The following is a 19,128-nucleotide window of genomic DNA, read 5'->3' on the forward strand; positions in this document are numbered from 1 at the left end:
CCGGCTTGATGGCAAGATAGGTCTGTGAGTACAGGACCAGGCCCCGCAGAACAGACCGCCACCCGCACCACGGAACCCGTCGAGCCCGAATCCGTCCCTTCCGAATCAGTCCGGGAGGAATACGAGAACCTGGTGGACCTGGTCAGGAAATACCGGTTCGCGTACTACCAGGAGGACGCGCCGCTGGTCTCGGACGCCGAGTTCGACGAGCTCTTCCGCCGTTTGGAGGAAATCGAGGCGCTGCATCCGGAACTGGTCTCCAACGACTCGCCAACCCAGGAGGTGGGCGGGGAAGTCTCCGCGGCGTTCGCCGCAGTGGAGCACCTGCAGCGGATGTACAGCCTGGAGGACGTCTTTTCCCTCGAGGAACTCGAAGCCTGGCTCACCAAGGCCTCAGCCAGCATCGGGAAGCTGGGTAACGGCACTCCGGCCGCGGCGTGGCTCACGGAGCTGAAGATCGACGGCCTGGCCGTCAACCTCCTGTACCGGGACGGAAAGCTGGTCCGGGCAGCCACCCGAGGCGACGGGACCACCGGCGAGGACATCACCCACAACGTGCTGACCATCCAGGAGATCCCCCGGGAGCTCCGCGGCGAGGGATTTCCGGCCGAAATGGAAGTCCGGGGCGAGGTCTTCATCCCGTCCAAGGAGTTCGCTGAGTTCAACGAGGCCCTGATCGAGGCAGGAAAGGCGCCGCTGGCGAATCCGCGCAACGCGGCTGCCGGTTCACTGCGGCAGAAGGACCCGGCCGAAACCGCCAAACGCCCCTTGAAGATGTTTGTCCACGGCATCGGTGCACGCGACGGACTGCCGGCGGGCAGCCAGTCGGAGAGCTACGCCCTGCTGAAGCAGTGGGGCCTGCCCGTCAGCCCCTATTCCGAAGTGCTGGGAAGCCTGGACGAGGTCCTGGAATTCATCAAGCGGTACGGCGACAAACGCCACAAGCTGCTGCACGAGATCGACGGCATCGTCATCAAGGTGGATGACTTCGCCACCCAGCGGGCGCTCGGCTACACCACCCGCGTCCCGCGCTGGGCCGTGGCCTACAAGTACCCGCCGGAGGAAGTGCACACCAAACTGCTGGACATCCAGGTCAACGTGGGCCGCACCGGCCGGGTGACGCCGTTTGGCCTCATGGAGCCGGTCAAAGTGGCCGGCTCGACAGTGGAGATGGCCACCCTCCACAACCAGGACGTGGTCAAAGCCAAGGGCGTCAAGATCGGCGACATCGTGATCCTGCGCAAGGCCGGTGACGTCATCCCCGAGATCGTGGGACCGGTCCTCGCCCTGCGCGACCAGCAGGACCCGCCGGTCCGTGACTTCGTGATGCCCACCGAATGCCCTTCCTGCGGCACCCCGCTCGCCCCGGCCAAGGAAGGCGATGTGGACATCCGCTGCCCCAACGCCAAGTCCTGCCCGTCCCAGCTGCGGGAACGGGTCTTCCACCTGGCCGGCCGCGGTGCCTTCGACATTGAGGCCCTCGGCTGGGAGGCCGCCATTGCGCTGACCCAGCCCGCCGAGCCTGAGGTCCCGCCGCTCACCTCCGAGGCGGCGCTTTTCGACCTCACCCCGGAGGACCTGGCAGGTGTCCGGATCCGGCGTGAAAAGCGGTCCAAGGGCGTTCCCACTGGGGAATACGAACTGGTGCCCTACTTCTACAGCAAGGGCACGGCGAAATCCCCGTCCAGGCCAACAGCCACCACCGAGAAACTGTTCAAGGAACTGGACAAGGCCAAAACCCAGCCTCTCTGGAGGGTGCTGGTGGCACTGTCCATCCGGCATGTGGGCCCGCGGGCCTCCCGTGCGCTGGCGACGGCGTTCGGCAGCATGGATGCCATCCGCCAGGCTTCCGAGGAGGAGCTGGCGCATGTGGACGGCGTAGGCCCCACCATCGCTGCGGCCCTGAAGGAATGGTTCGCCGAGGACTGGCACCGGGAGATCGTGGACCGGTGGGCGGCCGCGGGGGTCCGGATGAAGGACGAACGCGACGAGTCGATGCCCCGGACCCTTGAAGGACTGACGGTGGTGGTCACGGGATCACTGCCCAACTTCAGCCGGGACGAGGCCAAGGAAGCCATCCTGGTCAGGGGCGGAAAGGCTGCCGGGTCGGTATCCAAGAACACCAGCTACCTGGTGGCCGGGGAAAGCGCCGGCACTAAACTGGACAAGGCGGAACAGCTGGGCATTCCGGTGCTGGATGAGGACGGCTTCCGGCAGTTGCTGGCCGGCGGCCCGGCAGCACTGTCGGACGGCGGGAGCCCGGAAGCGGAGGCTTCCGGCGCAGACCCGGCAGCTGTAGAACCGGCAGGCGCGGAGGCAGCCCGATGACCAGTCCCACGGAACTGCTGGACGTGGCCAAGGCCGCAGCGGCGGCGGGGGCGCAGGTGCTCGCCGGGCGGAACGCGGACGCCCTCCAGGCCAGCAACAAGGGCGACGCCGGCGACTGGGTCACCGCCTTTGATGTGGCCGCAGAGCATGCGGTCCGCAATGTCATTTCGGCCGCCCGGCCGCAGGACAGCATCACCGGAGAGGAACACGGCACCACCAGGCCGGCTGAACCCACCGGCTACCGCTGGTCCATCGATCCGCTGGACGGGACCACGAATTTCATCCGCAACATCGTCTACTACGCCACGTCCGTTGCGGTGGCGGATGCCGACGGCGTCTGGCTGGCCGGCGTGGTCAATGCCCCGGCGCTGGGCCGCACCTACTACGCTGCCCGCGGCGAGGGCGCCTGGCTAGAGGAGGGTGGCAGGACCACCCGGTTGGAGGGACCGGTTCCGGGACGTAAGGGGCAGATCCTGGCCACCGGCTTCAGCTACGACCCCGCGGTCCGGGCAGAGCAGGCAGCCTTCTTCGGCGAGCTCCTGGACGGCTTCGCGGATGTCCGGCGGCTGGGTTCCGCGGCCCTGGACCTGTGCCTGGTGGCCGACGGGACCCACGACGCCTTCGGGGAGCGCGGCCTCAACGAGCACGACTTCTCCGCTGGAGCACTGATCGCGGAGGAGGCAGGCTGCTGGGTGCGGCGGCCCCGCCTGGCCAGTCCGCTGGACGGCGGCCCCACGGACGAGGAGCGGCTGGACGCGTGGACCTGCGCCGGCGGGCTGGAGCTGTCCGGGAAGTTCCCGCTCTGAAAGACTGATACCTCGGTCACGGAAAGTGCCGTTTCGCCAGTTGTTACCCGGCAGTACCACTACCATTGATGGGTGCAGCCGCAGATAACCGTCCGTCCCGCCGTCGCAACAGATTACGACGCCGTTGCCCGCATCACACGCGATTCCTACCTCGCGGCGGGCTACTTTGAGGACGCCAACCACCCCTACATGCGCAAGGTCCAGGACGTTGCCGTGCGCGCCGGCCACGCCACCGTGTGGGTGGCGGAGCGGGATGGCATGGTGATTGGTTCTGTCACGCTGGCCCGTGCCGGGGAGCCGTACGCAGACATTGCCCTCAATGACGAGCTTGAGTTCCGGATGCTGGTGGTGGACCCGGCAGTCCAGCGCAGCGGCGCCGGCAAAGCCATGATGGCGGCCATCCTTGAGCACGCCAGGGCCTTGGACGGGGTCAACGCAGTCTCGCTCACCACCGGCAGTACCTGGCAGAGCGCCCGTGGCCTCTACGACAAAACGGGCTTCAGCAGGGTGCCCGAGCGGGACTGGCTGGTCCCCGGAACTGACATAAAACTGCTGGTTTACCGGCTGGACCTGTAGCAGCCCTACAGTGGTGGCGACCCGCATCCTGCACTGAAAGGCCACCCATGCGCAAAACCTTCGGCACCGGCTCCGTCTGGGAACAGACCCTCGGCTACTCCCGGGCCGTCCAGGTGGACAACACCCTCTACATCTCAGCCACCGCCGCGAGCGGCGAGGACGGGATCGTGGGCGATGACTTCTACACCCAGACCCAGTACATCCTGCAGAAGCTCGGTAAGGTCCTGGCGGACGCCGGCTTCGGCTTCGAAGAGGTGGTCCAATCCAAGCTGTACCTGACGGACATCAGCAAGTGGGAAGAGGCCGGCCGCGCCCACGGCGAGGTGTTCGGCGACATCCGTCCCACGCTGTCCCTGGTGCACGTCCTGCCGTTCCTGGACCCCAAGATGCTCGTGGAGATCGAGCTGGTGGCCCAGAAGAGCGCCGGCTAGTTCACGAGGAGCGCCAGCCAGTTCATGAGGCCGGCAGGCCGTAGCGGTGCTCCGGCCTGCCGGTGGACCCGTACCGCAGCTGGATGTCCACCGCCCCGTCGTCGGCGAGGGAGGACAGGTACCGCTGGGCCGTAGCACGGGAAACCCCCACCCGGCCGGCCACTTCGGCCGCCGAGTACTGCTCGCCGGGTACCAGCGATTCGAGCACGGCAGCCTCCGTGGCCGAGCGCGGCCTGGACGACGGTGTGACGTCCCCCGGGACCAGGGAGCGCTTGGCGCGCTCCACCGCATCCTGGTCCAGCGCCCCGGGCTGGGCGAGGAGGCGGCGGTAGCGGGCGTAGGAACGCAGCTGCTGGGACAGCGCCTCCGACGTGAACGGCTTCAGCAGGTAACCCAGGGCGCCGCGGCGGAAAGCCGTCCGGACTGATGGGGCATCGGAGGCCGCGGTGAGCATGATGGCGTCCACATCGAGCTGCTGGAGCAGGTCCAGCCCGGAAGCGTCCGGCAGGTAGACGTCCAGCAGCACCAGGTCCGGCCGCAGGCTGTGGATGGACTGCAGCGCAAGCGATGCGGTACCCACCGGTGCCAGGGCCAGGAATCCTGCCACGGAATCCACGTACGCGGCGTGGAGCTTGGCCACGTGGAAGTCGTCGTCCACGATCAGCACCCGATAATCCTCAGGCATTGGCGTCCTTTCCGGTTGCCCCTGCATTTTTCCTGCCCGATGTCCCCGCCGTGGTTCCCGGCAGCGTTGCCATGAAAACGGCACCCGGCCCGCCCCTGCTGCCCCGGTCCAGGATTTTCACGTCGCCGCCCCGGCGGCGGGCCAGCTGCCGGGCCAGGGCCAGCCCGAACCCCTGGCCGCCGCTTCCCCGGCCGTTCCCGGAAAGCGGCCCCGACGCGGTGCTGAAACCTTCGGCGAAAAAGGCCTCCGCGTCCGTTCCCTCAGCCAGCCCGTCACCCGAGTCGCCGACTACGATGTGGAGGGTGCCGCCGTCGTCGGCCGGCTCATCCAGTACCTCCAGCTCCACCCAGCGGTCAGGCGAGGAGCCTGCCACTGCGGCGTTGACCGCGTTGTCCAGCAGGTTGCCGAGCACTGTGGTGACGTCCTGGGTCTCGGTGACCTGCCCGCGGACCAGGGTCTCCGGACCGATCCGCAGCGCCACGCCCCGCTCATCGGCCTCCACCCCCTTCGCCCCAACGAATGCCTGCAGGTAGGGGTCCTGGAGCAGTTCGGCCTGCTCGACCGGGAATTTCAGGGGACCGGTGGCAGCGAGCCGCGCCAGATAGTCGCGTGCCTGCTGGTGCTGGCCAATGCTCATGAACCCGGCGATGGTGTGCAGCTGGTTGGCGAACTCGTGGCGCTGCGCCCGCAGGGCCGTGGACATGGTTCCCACGGCATCGAGCTGCCGGGTGAGCTGCTGCAGTTCCGTCCGGTCGCGCAGCATCACCACCCAGCCCAGGTCCTCGCGCCGGTGCAGGGCCTTGCGGGCGTTGGCCACCAGCACCCGCCCGCCGGCCACCAGCTCCACTGCGTCGGCTCTGCCGGAACCGGGCCGGGTGAGGGACTTCAGCTGGTCCGGCACCGGAGCGTCCTCCCAGCGGCTGCCGGCCAGGTCCGGCAGGTCCAGCAGCCGCTGCGCGGCGGAGTTGAAAACACTGATGCGGCCGTCGGCGGAAACCCCGATGACGCCGTCATCCACGCCTTCAAGCACGGCCACCTGGTCGTGGACCAGCGTGCTGATCTCCTCCGGTTCCAGCCCGAGGGTGAGGCGTTGCAGTCGGCGGCGCAGCAGGAACGAGCCCAAGACACCCGCCAGCAATGCACCGGCCGCCGTCACGGCCACCGGGCCAATGTCCCGGGCCAGGCTCTGTCCCACCGTTTCCATGGAGTAGCCCACACTGACTTCGCCCACTACGGTGCTCCCGCCCGGGGCGTAGACGGGAACCTTGGCGCCGGCAGAGGGTCCCAGCGTTCCCGTGTTCCGGGTGATGACCTCCCGCCCGGCCAGGGCCTCGGAAGGGTCGGTGCTGACCTTTTCCCCGAGCCGCTGCGGGTCAGGATGCGCCAGCCGGAGCCCGGTCTCGTCCGTGATCACCACGAACAGCGCGCCGGTCCGGCTGCGGGCCGCCTCTGCAGCCTCCATCAGGGACCCGGCGGCGAGTTCGGACGGCGGGGGAGTGCCGGGCTGCCGGCTGATGGCCAGCACATCCGCCCGCACGGAGGGGTCCGACGCAACCGTGCGGGCCAGGGTCAGCGCCTGGTTTTCCGCCTCGCTGCCCACCCGGTCGTAGGTGAGCCAGGCGTGCACGGCGGTACTGAACAGGACCACCAGCAGCACCACGGCCAGCTGGAGCAGGAGGGTCTGGGTGGAGAACCGCAACGGCCCGCGGGACGCTGAGCGCTGCATGATCCTCCTTGACTGGGGCGGGCGGGGGTTGCATCCGGGATGGCCTGGCCGCCGTGAGCACAATGAGCAAAATGCTCCCAATAAGCAGTATGCCAATCAATTGAGCCAAAGGCACGGCCGTGACGGCCGCCACCCTACAGTCTGTAGCACGCGTCACAACGCTGTGCCGCTGTTCACAAGAAGGAGCCGGCCGTGCTGGTATTACTTGGATTCGCAATGATCGCGGTATTCATGGTGCTGATCATGACGAAGAAGTTGACGCCAGTGCTGGCGTTGATCATCGTCCCCACCGTTTTTGGACTCTTCGCAGGTGCCGGCCTTGGCATCGGCGACATGGTCCTGGACTCCATGAAGTCCATGACTTCCACCGCAGCCCTGCTGATGTTCGCCATCATCTACTTCGGGCTGATGATCGACGTCGGGCTGTTCGACCCGCTGGTCAGGTTCATCCTGCGCAAGCTGGGCAACGACCCTGCCAAAGTGGTCCTGGGCACCGCACTGCTGGCTGCCGCCGTGTCGCTGGACGGGGACGGTTCCACCACCTTCATCCTCACCACCGCGGCCATGCTGCCCATCTACCTCCGGCTGAAGATGAGCCCGGTGGTCCTCACCTGCGTGGCCGGCCTGGCCAACGGCACCATGAACATCGTCCCCTGGGGTGGCCCCACGGCGCGCGCCGCAACCGCCCTCAAGATCGACGTCAATGACGTCTTCGTTCCCATGCTCCCGTCGCTGATCGGCGGCATCGCCGTCGTCCTCGTCTTCGCCTGGCTGCTCGGCCTGCAGGAGCGCAACCGCCTCCGCGCCACCCAGCCCGAGATCTGGGGCGTTCCGGACACCGCTGAGGCGTTCGACGGCGGTGCTGCCGCCGGCAACGGCGTCGGCCCGGGAACCGGCCGCGGACGCAAGGGTAACAACCCTGGCGGAGCAGCCCCCGCCGTCGGCGGTTCATCCGTAGCGGTGCTGGAACGCACTGAAGACCTCGTGGACGACAAGGACACCGCCATGGCGGACACCGCCCTGGACCCCAACCGCAGCACCCTGCGGCCCAAGCTGTTCTGGTTCAACCTGGGCCTCACTGTGGCCGTGATGGGCATGCTCATCGCCGACCTCGTGCCCCTGCCGTACGTCTTCATGGTGGGCTCCGCCATCGCGCTGCTGGCGAACTTTCCCAACATCAAGGACCAGGGCACCCAGCTCGTGGCCCACGCCCCGTCCATCGTGGCGGTGGTCAGCATGGTCATGGCTGCCGCCGTCCTCACCGGCGTCCTCACCGGCACCGGCATGGTGGAGGCGATGTCAGCCTGGCTGGTCCAGATCATCCCCTCCAGCATGGGCCCGTTCCTGGCCGTCATCACCGGCGTCCTCAGCATCCCCATGACGTTCTTCATGAGCAACGACGCGTTCTACTTCGGCGTCCTTCCGGTCCTCAGTGAGACCGCCGGCCACTACGGCATCAGCGCAGCCGAGATGGCACGCGCCTCGATCACCGGCCAGCCGTTCCACATGCAGAGCCCGCTGGTGCCGGCCATCCTGCTCCTGGTCTCCCTTGCCAAGGTGGACCTCGGCGACCACCACAAGAAGGTCCTGTGGCGCAGCGCAGTGGTTTCGCTGGTCATGCTGGGAATCGGCATGCTGACCGGAGCCATCGGAATCGGTTAGTCTGTAGCTGCCTGAGGTCCCTGCCCCCGGCAGGGACCCGGGCGTAAAGGTGCCCGTCTGACGCCCGCTGGGGGTCGTCAGACGGGCATCTTTGTTTCCCCACTAGAATGGATCGGAAACCAATTCGAACTTTGCAGGGGAGATCCATGGCTGCGATCAACCGTGACGATGTTGCGCATCTCGCGCGGCTCGCTCACATTGAGATGAGTGCTCAAGAGCTGGACAGGATGGCCGGAGAACTCGCCGTCATCGTTGATTCGGTCAAATCCGTCAGTGAGGCTGCCGGTGACGACGTCCCGGCCACGTCCCACCCCATCCCGCTGACCAACGTGTTCCGGGAAGACGTGGTGGGCCACACCTTCACCGCGGAACAGGCACTGTCCGGTGCACCGGATTCCGACGACAACCGTTTCAAGGTCCCGGCAATCCTGGATGAGGCATAAACATGACTGACACCAATGAACTGATCCGCCTCTCGGCCGCCGCCCTGGCCGAAAAGCTGGCCGCCGGCGAGGTCACCTCCGTCGAAGCCACCCAGGCGTACCTGGACCGGATCGCCGAAGTGGACGGCGGCGAACGCGGCGTCAACGCCTTCCTGCACGTCAACGCCGAGGAAGCGCTCGCCGTGGCCGCCGAAGTGGATGCCATCCGCGCCGCCGGCGGCGCGGAGGCTGAAGCCCTGCACGTCCTCGCGGGCGTGCCCATCGCCGTCAAGGACCTCATCGTCACCATCGGCCAGCCCACCACGGCAGGGTCCAGGATCCTCGAAGGCTGGCACAGCCCGTACGACGCCACCGTGGTTGAGCGCCTGCGCGCCGCGAAGATGCCCATCCTGGGCAAGACCAACCTGGACGAGTTCGCCATGGGCTCCTCCACGGAGCACTCGGCCTATGGCCCCACCCGCAACCCGTGGGACCTGGACCGCATTCCCGGTGGATCCGGTGGCGGGTCCGCTGCCGCCGTCGCCGCCTTCGAGGCACCCCTCGCGCTTGGCACGGACACCGGCGGATCCATCCGCCAGCCCGGCGCCGTCACCGGCACCGTGGGCGTCAAGCCCACCTACGGCAGCGTGTCCCGCTACGGCGCCATCGCCATGGCGTCGTCACTGGACCAGATCGGCCCGGTTTCGCGGACGGTCCTGGACTCGGCGCTCCTGCACCAGGTCATCGGCGGGCACGATCCCCGCGACTCCACCTCGCTGCCGGATCCGCTGGCGGACCTCGTTGCAGCGGCGAAGACAGGCAACGTCGAGGGCCTGCGGATCGGCATCATCAAGGAGCTGCACGGCGAGGGCTACCAGGCCGGCGTCGAAAACCGCTTCCACGACGCCCTGGAACTCCTCAAAGAGGCCGGCGCGGAAATCGTTGAGGTGTCCTGTCCCAACTTCCAGTACGCCCTGGGCGCCTACTACCTGATCATGCCCTCCGAGGCGTCCTCCAACCTGGCAAAGTTCGACGGCGTCCGCTACGGCCTGCGCGTCCTCCCCGAGGACGGCCCCATGACCATCGAACGCGTCATGGGTGCCACCCGTGCCGCAGGCTTCGGCGACGAGGTCAAACGCCGCATCATCCTCGGCACCTACGCCCTGTCCGCCGGCTACTACGACGCCTACTATGGCTCGGCGCAGAAGGTCCGCACGCTGGTGCAGCGCGACTTCGAAGCCGCGTTCACCGTGGCCGACGTCCTGATCTCGCCAACGGCACCCACCACGGCATTCCGCCTGGGCGAGAAGCTGGACGACCCGCTGGCCATGTACCTGAACGACGTCGCCACCATTCCGGCCAACCTGGCCGGCGTTCCCGGGCTGTCGCTGCCTGGCGGCCTGGCGGACGAGGACGGCCTGCCGGTCGGCATCCAGCTGCTGGCCCCGGCCCGTGAGGACGCCCGCCTGTACCGGGTGGGCGCCGTGCTGGAGTCCCTGCTCGAGGCGAAGTGGGGCGGCCCGCTGCTGCAGAGCGCCCCCGACCTGGCCGCCGCCGTGGCCCGGCCTGTCGAAACCCTTGTTGGAAGCCAGGAGGCAAAATAATGAACACCGAGGCAATCCTGAGCTTCGAAGAGGCCATGGAGAAGTACGATCCCGTCCTGGGATTCGAGGTCCACGTGGAGCTCAACACCAAGACCAAGATGTTCTCCTCCGCACCCAATGTGTTCGGTGACGAGCCCAACACCAACGTCAACGAGGTGGACCTGGGGATGCCCGGCGTCCTTCCCGTCGTCAACAGGACTGCCGTGGAGTCCTCCATCAAGATCGGCCTGGCCCTCAACTGCAAGATCGCCGAGAGCTGCCGTTTTGCGCGGAAGAACTACTTCTACCCGGACACCCCGAAGAACTTCCAGACATCCCAGTACGACGAACCCATCGCTTACGACGGCTACCTGGATATCGAGCTGTCCGACGGCACCGTGTTCCGGGTGGAGATCGAGCGTGCGCACATGGAGGAGGATGCCGGGAAGCTGACCCACATGGGCGGCGCTACCGGCCGCATCCACGGCGCCGACTTCTCCCTGGTGGACTACAACCGGGCCGGCGTGCCGCTGGTTGAAATTGTCACCAAGCCCATCGAGGGTGCCGGCTCACGCGCACCCGAGCTGGCCAAGGCCTATGTGGCTGCCATCCGCGAGATCGTCAAGAACCTTGGTGTGTCCGATGCCCGGATGGAACGCGGCAACGTCCGGTGTGACGCCAACGTGTCGCTCCGTCCGCACGGCCGTGAACGGTTCGGCATCCGGTCCGAAACCAAGAACGTGAACTCGCTGCGCGCCGTTGAACACGCCGTCCGCTACGAGATCCAGCGCCACGCCGCCGTCCTGGACGCGGGCAACCCCGTGGTGCAGGAGACCCGGCACTGGCACGAGGACACCCGTACCACCACCTCGGGCCGGCCCAAGTCCGACGCCGACGACTACCGCTACTTCCCGGAACCGGACCTGGTTCCCGTGGTGCCGTCGCGCGAATGGGTCGAGGAACTCCGAGCCACCCTGCCCGAACCGCCGGCCGCCCGCCGCAAGCGCCTGCAGGCCGACTGGGGCTACTCGGACCTCGAGTTCCGCGACGTGGTGAACGCCGGCGTCATGGACGAGATCGAGGAAACCATCGCCGCCGGTGCGTCCGCTTCGGTGGCCCGCAAGTGGTGGATGGGCGAGATCGTGGGCCGCGCCAAGAACGCGGACGTGGACCCCGGCCAGCTCGGCGTCCGGCCTGCCACCATTGTGGAGCTCGCCCGGATGGTTGAAGAGGGCAAGATCAACAACAAGATGGCATCGGAGGTGCTCGACGGCGTCCTGGCCGGCGAGGGCAGCCCGGCGGAAGTCGTGGAGAAGCGCGGCCTGGCCGTGGTGTCCGACGACGGGCCCCTGCTGGAGGCCATCGACGCCGCACTGGCCGCGCAGCCCGACGTCGCGGACAAGATCCGCGGCGGCAAGGTCCAGGCCATCGGTGCCATCGTGGGCGGGGTCATGAAGGCCACCCGCGGCCAGGCCGACGCCGGCCGGGTCCGCGAGCTGATCCTCGAGAAGCTGGGCGTCACCGTCTAGCCTCGCCACCCCAACTGGGTAGCAGCAAGTGTCGTTTTGAGCGCTCATAACGACACTTGCTGCTACCCAGTTCCGGTTGCGGGGTACTCAGGTTTGACGGGGCTGAAACTACTCGTGTGCAGCGGTGCACGCGGCCCTACACTGAAGCTCCAGGACGCCGCTCCCCGGGGAGGGCGGGTCCTGCCGTTGCTGCAGGAGGTTGCACATGTCTGTCCGGGACCCGCTCAAGATCCGCAAAACCTTGCTCGCCGCAGCGGTGGCAGTGGCGCTGACCGGGACGGGGGTGGCGTTCGCATGGGGCGCCGGCGACCCACCCGCGCCCGCGCCGTCGTTGTCCTCCACCCCTGGGCAGGACAACGGCAAAGTCCGGAAGGACAAGTCACAACGCCCCCAGCAGCTGCATGGCGAAAGCGTGGTCAAGAAGGCCGATGGAAGCTACGAAACCGAGCTGAGCCAGCGCGGGACCGTGGAAGCTGCCAGCAGCAGCTCCATCACAGTCAAGAGCGAAGACGGGTTCTCCCAGACGTATGCCATCGACGCCGGGACGAAGGCCAGGCCCTCGCTTGCGGACATCGCTCCCGGTGACACCGTCCGGATTTCCGGGGTGAAGAACGGCGGCCAGGCCACAGCGGAACGGATCGTTGAGGGTGCCGGTGACCGTCCGGGCCTCGGCCTGGGCCGCGGCAACGGGCACGGCCACGGTAAGGCACCCAAGTAAGTAGCGCTAAGTGTCGTTTTGGACGGTCAAAACGACACTTGGCGCTACCCAGTTGGGTCAGCCCTGCTTCACCAGCCCGACCATGATCTCCTGCAGCGCCTCGCAGACAATGGTGACCGACCGGCGCTTCAGGTTTTCCGGGCGGGCCAGCACGTCGATCCGGCGCCGGGTGCTGATTCCTTCCAGCGGCCGCAGCACGATGTCCGGGTTGAGGACAGGCCCGGCCGTGTACCGCGGGAGCAGTCCCACCACCCCGCCCGTGGCCACCAGCGCCGCGACCGTGGAGTAGTCATTGATGCGGTGGACGATGTTCAGTTCCCGGCTGGAGACGGCGGCGACGGCGGACAGCACATCAGCGGGGGAGTAGCCCGTGTGGCTGGTCACCCACGCTTCGCCGCCCAGGTCCTCCGCCGTCAGCGCCGCCTTTCCTGCCAGCCGGTGGGCGGCCGGCAGGGCCACGTCCAGCGGCTCATGCGCCAGCGGTATCACCGTGACGCGTTCGGCGGGCCAGCGGGGACTGTGGTCCATCCGGTGGGCAAGGACCAGGTCATACCGCGCCGTCAGGGCAGGAAAGTCCTGTTGGGCCACGTCCTCGTCGGACAGTTCTATCCGCGGCTGGTCCGGGGCAGCGAGGATCCGGGCGAGCGGAGCAAACACTGCCTGCCCGGCGCTGTGGAACCCGGACAGGCTGACCTTGCCGGCCGTTGAGCCGTGATAGTTCCCGATTGCATCGCGGGCATCTGCCATGGCATTGACGACGGCGGCTCCCGCGTCCGCGAGGACCTGGCCGGCCTCGGTGAGCACCAGGTTCCGGCCTTCCTTGCGGGTGAGCGGGACGTCGACTTTGCGCTGCAGCAGGGCCAGTTGCTGCGAGACGGCGGACGGGGTGACCATGAGGGTGTCAGCCACGGCCTTCACGCTTCCGAGCGCTCCAAGCTCCCGAAGGATTTCGAGCTGGTGAATCTCCATCCCGCCAGTCTATGCATTAGGAACAGCTACACCGACAATTGAGTTTTTCGCTGTTGTGCTAAAGCTTCAACCTCGCTCTAATGAGGAAGGCAGAACATGCCGAACAGACCAAAAGAGTAAGGAAGCCGATGAAGGCTTTGTACAAGCCCGGCCCACAGGCGGGCTTCGAGCTGGTTGACCGTCCAGAACCGGTGGCGGGCCCCGCAGACGTGAAAATCCGGGTCATGACCACCGGAATCTGCGGCACCGACCTGCACATCCAGTCATGGGACACCTGGGCGCAGGGGATCATCGAAGCTCCCCTCATCCCCGGCCATGAGTTCTATGGCGAAGTGGTGGAAGTCGGCGGCGGCGTGCGCGACGTCAAGGTGGGCGACCGGGTTTCCGGCGAAGGCCACGTGGTGTGCGGAATCTGCCGCAACTGCCGGGCCGGTCGCCGGCAGATGTGCATCCACACAGTGAGCGTTGGAGTCCAGCGCGATGGTGCTTTCGCGGAGTACGTGGTGATTCCGGAAACCAACGTGTGGGTCCACCACGACCCTTCCGTTACTCCGGAACTCGGCGCCATTTTCGACCCGTTCGGCAATGCAACCCACACTGCGTTGAGCTTTCCCCTGGTGGGCGAGGACGTCCTCATCACCGGGGCAGGTCCCATCGGTCTGATGGCCATCGCTGTGGCACGCCACGCCGGCGCCCGCAAGATCGCCATCACCGACGTCTCCCGTCCCAGGCTGGAACTTGCGCGTCAGCTCGGTGCAGACCTTGCCATCGACGTCTCCACCACCCGGGTTCGGGACGCCCAGCGTGAACTGGGCATGCGTGAGGGCTTCGACATTGGCATGGAAATGTCCGGCCACCCCTCGGCGCTGCCGGAGATGATCGACAACATGAACCACGGCGGCCGGATTGCCATGCTGGGGCTGCCCAGCCAGGACATCACTATTGACTGGGGCAAGGTGGTCACCCACATGCTGACGCTCAAGGGGATCTACGGCCGTGAAATGTATGAGACCTGGTATGCCATGAGCGCCATGCTGTCCTCCAACCCGGTGCTGCACGCCGGTATTTCCGCCGTCGTCACGGATACGCTCCCGGCCGCCCAGTGGGAGAAGGGCTTCGAGCTCGCCCGCAGCGGCGCCGGCGGCAAAGTAGTCCTCGACTGGACCCAACTCTAAGGAGCATCATGTACACCTCGATCAAGGACCAGCTGCGCGGCGAGCTGGATGACATCCGCATCGCGGGCCTCTTCAAGACCGAACGCAGGATCAGCTCCCCGCAGTCCAGCCACATCACGGCCGGGCAGATTGGAGAGCCGGGCACGGACGTCCTGAACTTCTGCGCGAACAATTACCTTGGGCTGGCGGACCACCCGGAGATCATCAGCACGGCCAAGGCGGCCATGGACGAGCGCGGCTTCGGCATGGCCAGTGTCCGGTTCATCTGTGGAACGCAGGACCTGCACCTGGAACTCGAATCCCGCGTGTCCCGCTTCCTGGGCACCGAGGACACCATCCTCTTCTCCAGCTGCTTTGATGCCAACGGCGGCGTCTTCGAGTCCCTGTTTGGACCGGAGGATGCCGTCATCTCCGATGCCCTGAACCACGCGTCGATCATTGACGGCATCCGCCTGTGCAAGGCGCAGCGGTACCGGTACGCCAACCAGGACATGGCCGACCTTGAGGCAAAACTCGTTGAGGCGAAGGATGCCCGGCGCAAGATCATCGTTACCGACGGCGTTTTTTCCATGGACGGGTACCTCGCGCCGCTTGCAGCCATCTGCGATCTGGCCGAGAAACACGACGCGCTGGTGATGGTGGACGATTCCCACGCGGTGGGCTTTATGGGCGCCACCGGTGCCGGTACGCCGGAACACGCCGGCGTCTCGGATCGGGTGGACATCTACACCGGCACGTTCGGGAAAGCGCTGGGCGGGGCATCGGGGGGCTACGTCTCGGGCCGGGGTGAAATCGTGGCCATGCTCCGGCAGAAGGCCCGTCCGTACCTCTTCTCGAATTCCGTGGCACCGGCCATCGTCGCCGCCACCATCAAAGCCCTGGACCTGGTGGAGAACTCCGCAGAGTTGCGGCGCACCCTTTTCGAGAACGCAGCACTGTTCCGGCGACGCATGACGGAGGAGGGCTTCGACCTGCTGCCCGGCGAGCACGCCATTGTCCCCGTGATGTTCGGAGACGCAGTGCTGGCAGCCAAGGTGGCGGACCGGATGCTGCAGCACGGCGTCTACGTCACCGCTTTCAGCTTCCCCGTAGTTCCCCGTGGGGCTGCGAGGATCCGCGTGCAGCTTTCCGCCGCACATTCAGCGGACGACGTCGAAGCATGCGTGCGTGCGTTCGTCGCCAGCCGTGCCGAAGTGGCTGCCTGACGTGCCCCGCCGACGCCCATAACTCTGCAAGGATGGAAAAATGGCAGCACATTACGATGTCCTGATTGTTGGCGGCGGCATCGCCGGCCTGTCCCTGGCGTCCGCCCTGGCGGGCCGATGCAGCGTTGGCCTGGTGGAGGCGGAGCAGGAACTGGCCTACCACACCTCCTCGCGCTCGGCCCGGCAGCTCATCCCCAGTTATGGCCCTCCGGTGGTCCAGGAACTGACGGTCAGGACGTTGGAGCTGATCGCCGCCCGCGACTCCGAACTGCCGGAGCCCGTGCTCACGCCCCGCAGCTTTATGCTGATTGGGAGTGAAGACGCAGTGGCCGCCGAGGCCAGTGGGCACATGCGCCCCATCACGCCGGCCGAAGCGCTGGACCTCTGTCCCGTCCTCGTCCCGGATTTATTCAGCGCTGCGGGGCTCGATACAGGGTCCTTTGCCTGCAATGCACCACTGCTGCTCGAAGACCATCGGCAGCGTGCAGTGGCCGCGGGAGCGGACATCATCACCGGCGCCCGCGTGCACTCCGCCCAGCGGGTCGGGTCCGGTTGGCAGGTGGGGGCCGGCATGGAGGCCTTCGAAGCCGCCGTCCTCGTCAACGCTGCCGGGGCCTGGGCTGACGAGCTCGCTGTCATCAGCGGCGTGGAGAAGCTGGGGCTGCAGCCGTACCGGCGCACCGCGGCGATTGCCGCCGTCGAACATCCCCTGCCGGAGCACAGCCCTATGGTGGCGGCAGCGGACAACACGTTCTACTTCCGGCGTGAAGGCGACGACGTTCTCATCTCACCGTCCGAGTCGGTGGCTAGCGGGCCCGAGGATGCGCAGCCCCGGCCAGGAGACATCGAGCGCCTGGTGGCCCGGCTGAACCAGGTGACCACGTTGGGGATCACGGATATCCGCAGGGCCTGGACCGGATTGCGGACCGAGGCTGCAGACGGCGTCCCGGTGGCCGGATTCGACGCCGAAGCACCGGGGTTCTATTGGCTCGCCGGGCAGGGCGGCTACGGCTTCCAGACGTCCTCGGCGATGGCCGAGCTCGCGGCAGGCCAGATCCTGGCGCACCAATCGGGCACGGAAGCGGCCGGGAGATTGGGCGACGGTCCGGAATCCCGGACAGCTCAGGCTCTGGCGGCCACGCGCTGGTCTGTCCGGCGCTGAAGAATGGCTCTATGAGCACCCTGATCACCAACATCGCCGAGCTGATGACGCAGGACCTGAAGCGCCGGGTCCTGAAGGATGCTGCGGTGGTGATCGAAGGTGATCGGATTTCATGGATCGGTGCTGCGGCCGACGCTCCCGCTGCGGATGACGCCGTCGACGCCGGCGGGCGGGCCATGCTCCCCGGCTGGGTGGATTCGCACACGCACCTGCTCTTCGCCGGTGACCGGACGGCCGAGTTCGAGGCGAGGATGGCGGGGGAGTCCTATTCGGCCGGCGGCATTGCGGTGACCATGAACGCGACGCGTGCCACCTCGGATTTCGACCTGACACGGCTTGCCCTGGGCCGGGTTGCCGAAGCCGTTTCGCAGGGCACCACCTACCTTGAGACCAAGACCGGCTACGGCCTGGACGTTGAACACGAAGCCCGCAGTGCCCGCATTGCCTCCACAGTGGCGGACCAGGTGACCTACCTCGGTGCCCACCTGGTTCCCGCAGGGGAGGATCCCGACGCCTACACCGAGCTGGTGTGCGGGCCAATGCTGGCGGCGGTCCTGCCGTTCGTGCGGTGGGCGGACGTCTTCTGCGAGGAGGGAGCATTCACCGTGGAGCAGTCCCGCAAGGTGCTGCTCGCCTGCAGGGACGCCGGACTGGGCCTGCGCGTTCACGGAAACCAGCTCGGGGAAGGGCCCGGCGTGCAACTGGCGGTGGAGCTGGAGGCTGCGAGTGTAGACCACGTGAACTACCTCGCGGACCGGGATGTGGAGGCGCTCGCTGGGACTTGGGCCGGCTGGGACGCCGGAACCGGAAGCGGGCGCCGCGGAACCGTGGCCACATGCCTGCCTGCCTGCGACCTCTCCACCCGGCAGCCGCTGGCCCCCGCCCGGAAGCTCCTTGATGCCGGGGTGCAGGTGGCGTTGGCATCCAACTGCAATCCGGGCACGTCCTACACGAGTTCCATGGCATTCTGCGTCACTACGGCTGTGCTGCAGATGGGACTGAGCGTCCACGAAGCTGTCCGCGCGGCTACCTACGGCGGGGCCCTTGCCCTGCACAAGGACAAGGGAATCGACGTCGACGGCGAACGGGCGGTGGGTTCCATCGCGGTCGGACATCGTGCGGATTTCCATGTCTTGAATGCGCCGTCGGCTACGCACCTTGCGTACCGCCCCGGCATGCCCCTGACGTACGCTGTATGGCGGGCCGGGAAGCGGGAGCGCTAGGATTCCCACCCTCGATATGACGTTAGGTGATCATAAGTAGTCTGTTATGATCAGAAAGCGTCATCGAGGCTGGTGGCGGGAGTATCTGGAGGCTTTGCATGACCCGCACCGACCGCTTGACGGCAATCCTTGACCTGCTCGCCAAAACCGGCCAGGTGGAGGTCGAAGAAATTGTGAGCACCCTGCACGTCTCTCCGGCCACTGCCCGGCGGGACCTGGACAGCCTGGCCAAGCGACGGCTGCTGACCAGGACCCGGGGCGGAGCCACCACAGGGGCATTGGCCTACGACCTGCCTGGCAGATACAACCGGGACGATCACGCCGAAGCGAAGCAGCAAATCGCGCAGGCGGCCTCAGGCCTCATTGCCCCGGGTGCCGTGATCGGCCTGTGCGGCGGTACCACCAGCACCGTGCTGGCCCAGATCCTGGCTACCCGTGAAGACCTCAACGCGCCCTCCAACCAGCCCACCCTCACGGTGGTGACCAACGCCATCAACATCGCGTCGCAGCTGGCAGTCCGGCCCAACATCAAGGTCATGGTCACCGGCGGGATCCTCAATCCGCGCTCCTACGAACTGGTGGGCCCCTATACGGACATCATCATGCAGAAAGTGGTGCTGGATATCGCTTTTATCGGCGTCAACGGCATCGACCCGGAAGTGGGGCCCACCAACACGGGGGAGGGGGAAGCCTCGGTCAACGCCCTGCTCGCCAGCCGGGCCCGGGTTTCCTACGTGCTGGCAGACTCCTCAAAGGTGGGGGTGCGTGCCTTCGCCACCATGGACGGTTACAACTTCACCCGGCTCATCACCGACTCCGGGATTTCGGCACGCGACAAGGCTGCCTTCGAGTCGAACGGCACGGAAGTCATAGTCGCCGGCAGTTGACGTGCCGCCACCCTGACCTGCGGCGGCGGCCGGGGTAGCCC

Annotated in this window: 17 protein-coding genes; 14 read left to right on the forward strand and 3 right to left on the reverse strand. The window is 66.9% G+C overall.

Annotation, left to right across the window (positions count from 1 at the left end; genetic code table 11):
* Positions 1-24 precede the first annotated feature (24 nt).
* The 4 genes from ligA (at position 25) to ASPHE3_RS06450 (ending at position 4,141) form a co-directional block, all read left to right on the forward strand.
* Positions 25-2,328 carry an NAD-dependent DNA ligase LigA gene (gene ligA, locus ASPHE3_RS06435; protein WP_013600422.1) on the forward strand — a complete coding sequence of 768 codons (2,304 nt, stop codon included), beginning with the start codon at positions 25-27 and terminating at the stop codon, positions 2,326-2,328.
* Positions 2,325-3,134 (forward strand): inositol monophosphatase family protein, encoded by an 810-nt coding sequence (locus tag ASPHE3_RS06440; RefSeq protein WP_013600423.1) that lies wholly within the window; start codon positions 2,325-2,327, stop codon positions 3,132-3,134. Before ligA ends, ASPHE3_RS06440 begins: the two co-directional genes overlap by 4 nt.
* 72 nt (positions 3,135-3,206) lie before the next feature.
* The gene (locus tag ASPHE3_RS06445; protein ID WP_013600424.1) at positions 3,207-3,710 is read left to right on the forward strand and encodes a GNAT family N-acetyltransferase; all 504 of its coding nucleotides are present in this window, start codon (positions 3,207-3,209) and stop codon (positions 3,708-3,710) included.
* Positions 3,711-3,757: 47 nt separating this feature from the next.
* Positions 3,758-4,141: a RidA family protein gene (locus tag ASPHE3_RS06450; RefSeq protein WP_013600425.1), complete on the forward strand. Its 384-nt coding sequence runs from the start codon at positions 3,758-3,760 to the stop codon at positions 4,139-4,141.
* 22 nt (positions 4,142-4,163) lie between these two features.
* Here the strand turns inward: ASPHE3_RS06450 and ASPHE3_RS06455 are convergent, their stop codons facing one another.
* Both ASPHE3_RS06455 and ASPHE3_RS06460 read right to left on the reverse strand, forming a co-directional pair.
* The gene (locus ASPHE3_RS06455; RefSeq protein WP_013600426.1) at positions 4,164-4,826 is read right to left on the reverse strand and encodes a response regulator; all 663 of its coding nucleotides are present in this window, start codon (positions 4,824-4,826) and stop codon (positions 4,164-4,166) included.
* Positions 4,819-6,552 (reverse strand): sensor histidine kinase, encoded by a 1,734-nt coding sequence (locus ASPHE3_RS06460; protein WP_013600427.1) that lies wholly within the window; start codon positions 6,550-6,552, stop codon positions 4,819-4,821. The genes ASPHE3_RS06455 and ASPHE3_RS06460 overlap by 8 nt, the downstream gene beginning before the upstream one ends.
* Before the next feature lie 192 nt (positions 6,553-6,744).
* Here ASPHE3_RS06460 and ASPHE3_RS06465 point away from each other — a divergent pair, with 192 nt between their 5' ends.
* The 5 genes from ASPHE3_RS06465 to ASPHE3_RS06485 all read left to right on the forward strand — a co-directional run bounded on the left by ASPHE3_RS06465 (position 6,745) and on the right by ASPHE3_RS06485 (position 12,466).
* Positions 6,745-8,214 carry a CitMHS family transporter gene (locus tag ASPHE3_RS06465; RefSeq protein ID WP_013600428.1) on the forward strand — a complete coding sequence of 490 codons (1,470 nt, stop codon included), beginning with the start codon at positions 6,745-6,747 and terminating at the stop codon, positions 8,212-8,214.
* A gap of 146 nt (positions 8,215-8,360) precedes the next feature.
* Positions 8,361-8,657 (forward strand): Asp-tRNA(Asn)/Glu-tRNA(Gln) amidotransferase subunit GatC, encoded by a 297-nt coding sequence (gene gatC / locus ASPHE3_RS06470; protein WP_013600429.1) that lies wholly within the window; start codon positions 8,361-8,363, stop codon positions 8,655-8,657.
* Positions 8,658-8,659: 2 nt separating this feature from the next.
* Positions 8,660-10,240 carry an Asp-tRNA(Asn)/Glu-tRNA(Gln) amidotransferase subunit GatA gene (gene gatA, locus ASPHE3_RS06475; RefSeq protein ID WP_013600430.1) on the forward strand — a complete coding sequence of 527 codons (1,581 nt, stop codon included), beginning with the start codon at positions 8,660-8,662 and terminating at the stop codon, positions 10,238-10,240.
* Entirely contained in the window at positions 10,240-11,748 is a 1,509-nt protein-coding gene (gatB, locus tag ASPHE3_RS06480; RefSeq protein ID WP_013600431.1) for an Asp-tRNA(Asn)/Glu-tRNA(Gln) amidotransferase subunit GatB, read from the forward strand. Before gatA ends, gatB begins: the two co-directional genes overlap by 1 nt.
* 205 nt (positions 11,749-11,953) lie before the next feature.
* The gene (locus ASPHE3_RS06485; protein WP_013600432.1) at positions 11,954-12,466 is read left to right on the forward strand and encodes a DUF5666 domain-containing protein; all 513 of its coding nucleotides are present in this window, start codon (positions 11,954-11,956) and stop codon (positions 12,464-12,466) included.
* 57 nt (positions 12,467-12,523) lie between these two features.
* Here the strand turns inward: ASPHE3_RS06485 and ASPHE3_RS06490 are convergent, their stop codons facing one another.
* Positions 12,524-13,435 carry a LysR family transcriptional regulator gene (locus tag ASPHE3_RS06490; protein WP_013600433.1) on the reverse strand — a complete coding sequence of 304 codons (912 nt, stop codon included), beginning with the start codon at positions 13,433-13,435 and terminating at the stop codon, positions 12,524-12,526.
* A gap of 128 nt (positions 13,436-13,563) precedes the next feature.
* Between ASPHE3_RS06490 and tdh the strand changes: the two genes are divergently transcribed.
* The 5 genes from tdh (at position 13,564) to ASPHE3_RS06515 (ending at position 19,087) form a co-directional block, all read left to right on the forward strand.
* Positions 13,564-14,610 (forward strand): L-threonine 3-dehydrogenase, encoded by a 1,047-nt coding sequence (gene tdh, locus ASPHE3_RS06495; protein ID WP_013600434.1) that lies wholly within the window; start codon positions 13,564-13,566, stop codon positions 14,608-14,610.
* Positions 14,611-14,618: 8 nt separating this feature from the next.
* Entirely contained in the window at positions 14,619-15,815 is a 1,197-nt protein-coding gene (locus ASPHE3_RS06500; RefSeq protein WP_013600435.1) for a glycine C-acetyltransferase, read from the forward strand.
* Positions 15,816-15,855: 40 nt separating this feature from the next.
* The gene (locus ASPHE3_RS06505) at positions 15,856-16,977 is read left to right on the forward strand and encodes an NAD(P)/FAD-dependent oxidoreductase (RefSeq protein WP_013600436.1); all 1,122 of its coding nucleotides are present in this window, start codon (positions 15,856-15,858) and stop codon (positions 16,975-16,977) included.
* Between the two features lie 11 nt (positions 16,978-16,988).
* A complete protein-coding gene (gene hutI / locus ASPHE3_RS06510) occupies positions 16,989-18,200 on the forward strand; it encodes an imidazolonepropionase (RefSeq protein ID WP_013600437.1) in 1,212 nt (403 codons plus the stop codon).
* A 98-nt stretch (positions 18,201-18,298) separates the two neighbouring features.
* Entirely contained in the window at positions 18,299-19,087 is a 789-nt protein-coding gene (locus ASPHE3_RS06515) for a DeoR/GlpR family DNA-binding transcription regulator (RefSeq protein ID WP_013600438.1), read from the forward strand.
* The last annotated feature ends 41 nt before the right edge of the window (positions 19,088-19,128 follow it).

This window comes from Pseudarthrobacter phenanthrenivorans Sphe3, assembly GCF_000189535.1.
Taxonomy (GTDB): domain Bacteria; phylum Actinomycetota; class Actinomycetes; order Actinomycetales; family Micrococcaceae; genus Arthrobacter; species Arthrobacter phenanthrenivorans.

Coding starts and splice junctions, on each gene's coding strand:
- ASPHE3_RS06440 (WP_013600423.1), top strand. CDS start 2,325: ATGACCAGTCCCACGGAACTGCTGGACGTGGCCAAGGCCGCAGCGGCG.
- ASPHE3_RS06450 (WP_013600425.1), top strand. CDS start 3,758: ATGCGCAAAACCTTCGGCACCGGCTCCGTCTGGGAACAGACCCTCGGC.
- ASPHE3_RS06455 (WP_013600426.1), bottom strand. CDS start 4,826: ATGCCTGAGGATTATCGGGTGCTGATCGTGGACGACGACTTCCACGTG.
- ASPHE3_RS06460 (WP_013600427.1), bottom strand. CDS start 6,552: ATGCAGCGCTCAGCGTCCCGCGGGCCGTTGCGGTTCTCCACCCAGACC.
- gatC (WP_013600429.1), top strand. CDS start 8,361: ATGGCTGCGATCAACCGTGACGATGTTGCGCATCTCGCGCGGCTCGCT.
- gatA (WP_013600430.1), top strand. CDS start 8,660: ATGACTGACACCAATGAACTGATCCGCCTCTCGGCCGCCGCCCTGGCC.
- gatB (WP_013600431.1), top strand. CDS start 10,240: ATGAACACCGAGGCAATCCTGAGCTTCGAAGAGGCCATGGAGAAGTAC.
- ASPHE3_RS06485 (WP_013600432.1), top strand. CDS start 11,954: ATGTCTGTCCGGGACCCGCTCAAGATCCGCAAAACCTTGCTCGCCGCA.
- ASPHE3_RS06490 (WP_013600433.1), bottom strand. CDS start 13,435: ATGGAGATTCACCAGCTCGAAATCCTTCGGGAGCTTGGAGCGCTCGGA.
- tdh (WP_013600434.1), top strand. CDS start 13,564: ATGAAGGCTTTGTACAAGCCCGGCCCACAGGCGGGCTTCGAGCTGGTT.
- ASPHE3_RS06500 (WP_013600435.1), top strand. CDS start 14,619: ATGTACACCTCGATCAAGGACCAGCTGCGCGGCGAGCTGGATGACATC.
- ASPHE3_RS06505 (WP_013600436.1), top strand. CDS start 15,856: ATGGCAGCACATTACGATGTCCTGATTGTTGGCGGCGGCATCGCCGGC.
- hutI (WP_013600437.1), top strand. CDS start 16,989: ATGAGCACCCTGATCACCAACATCGCCGAGCTGATGACGCAGGACCTG.
- ASPHE3_RS06515 (WP_013600438.1), top strand. CDS start 18,299: ATGACCCGCACCGACCGCTTGACGGCAATCCTTGACCTGCTCGCCAAA.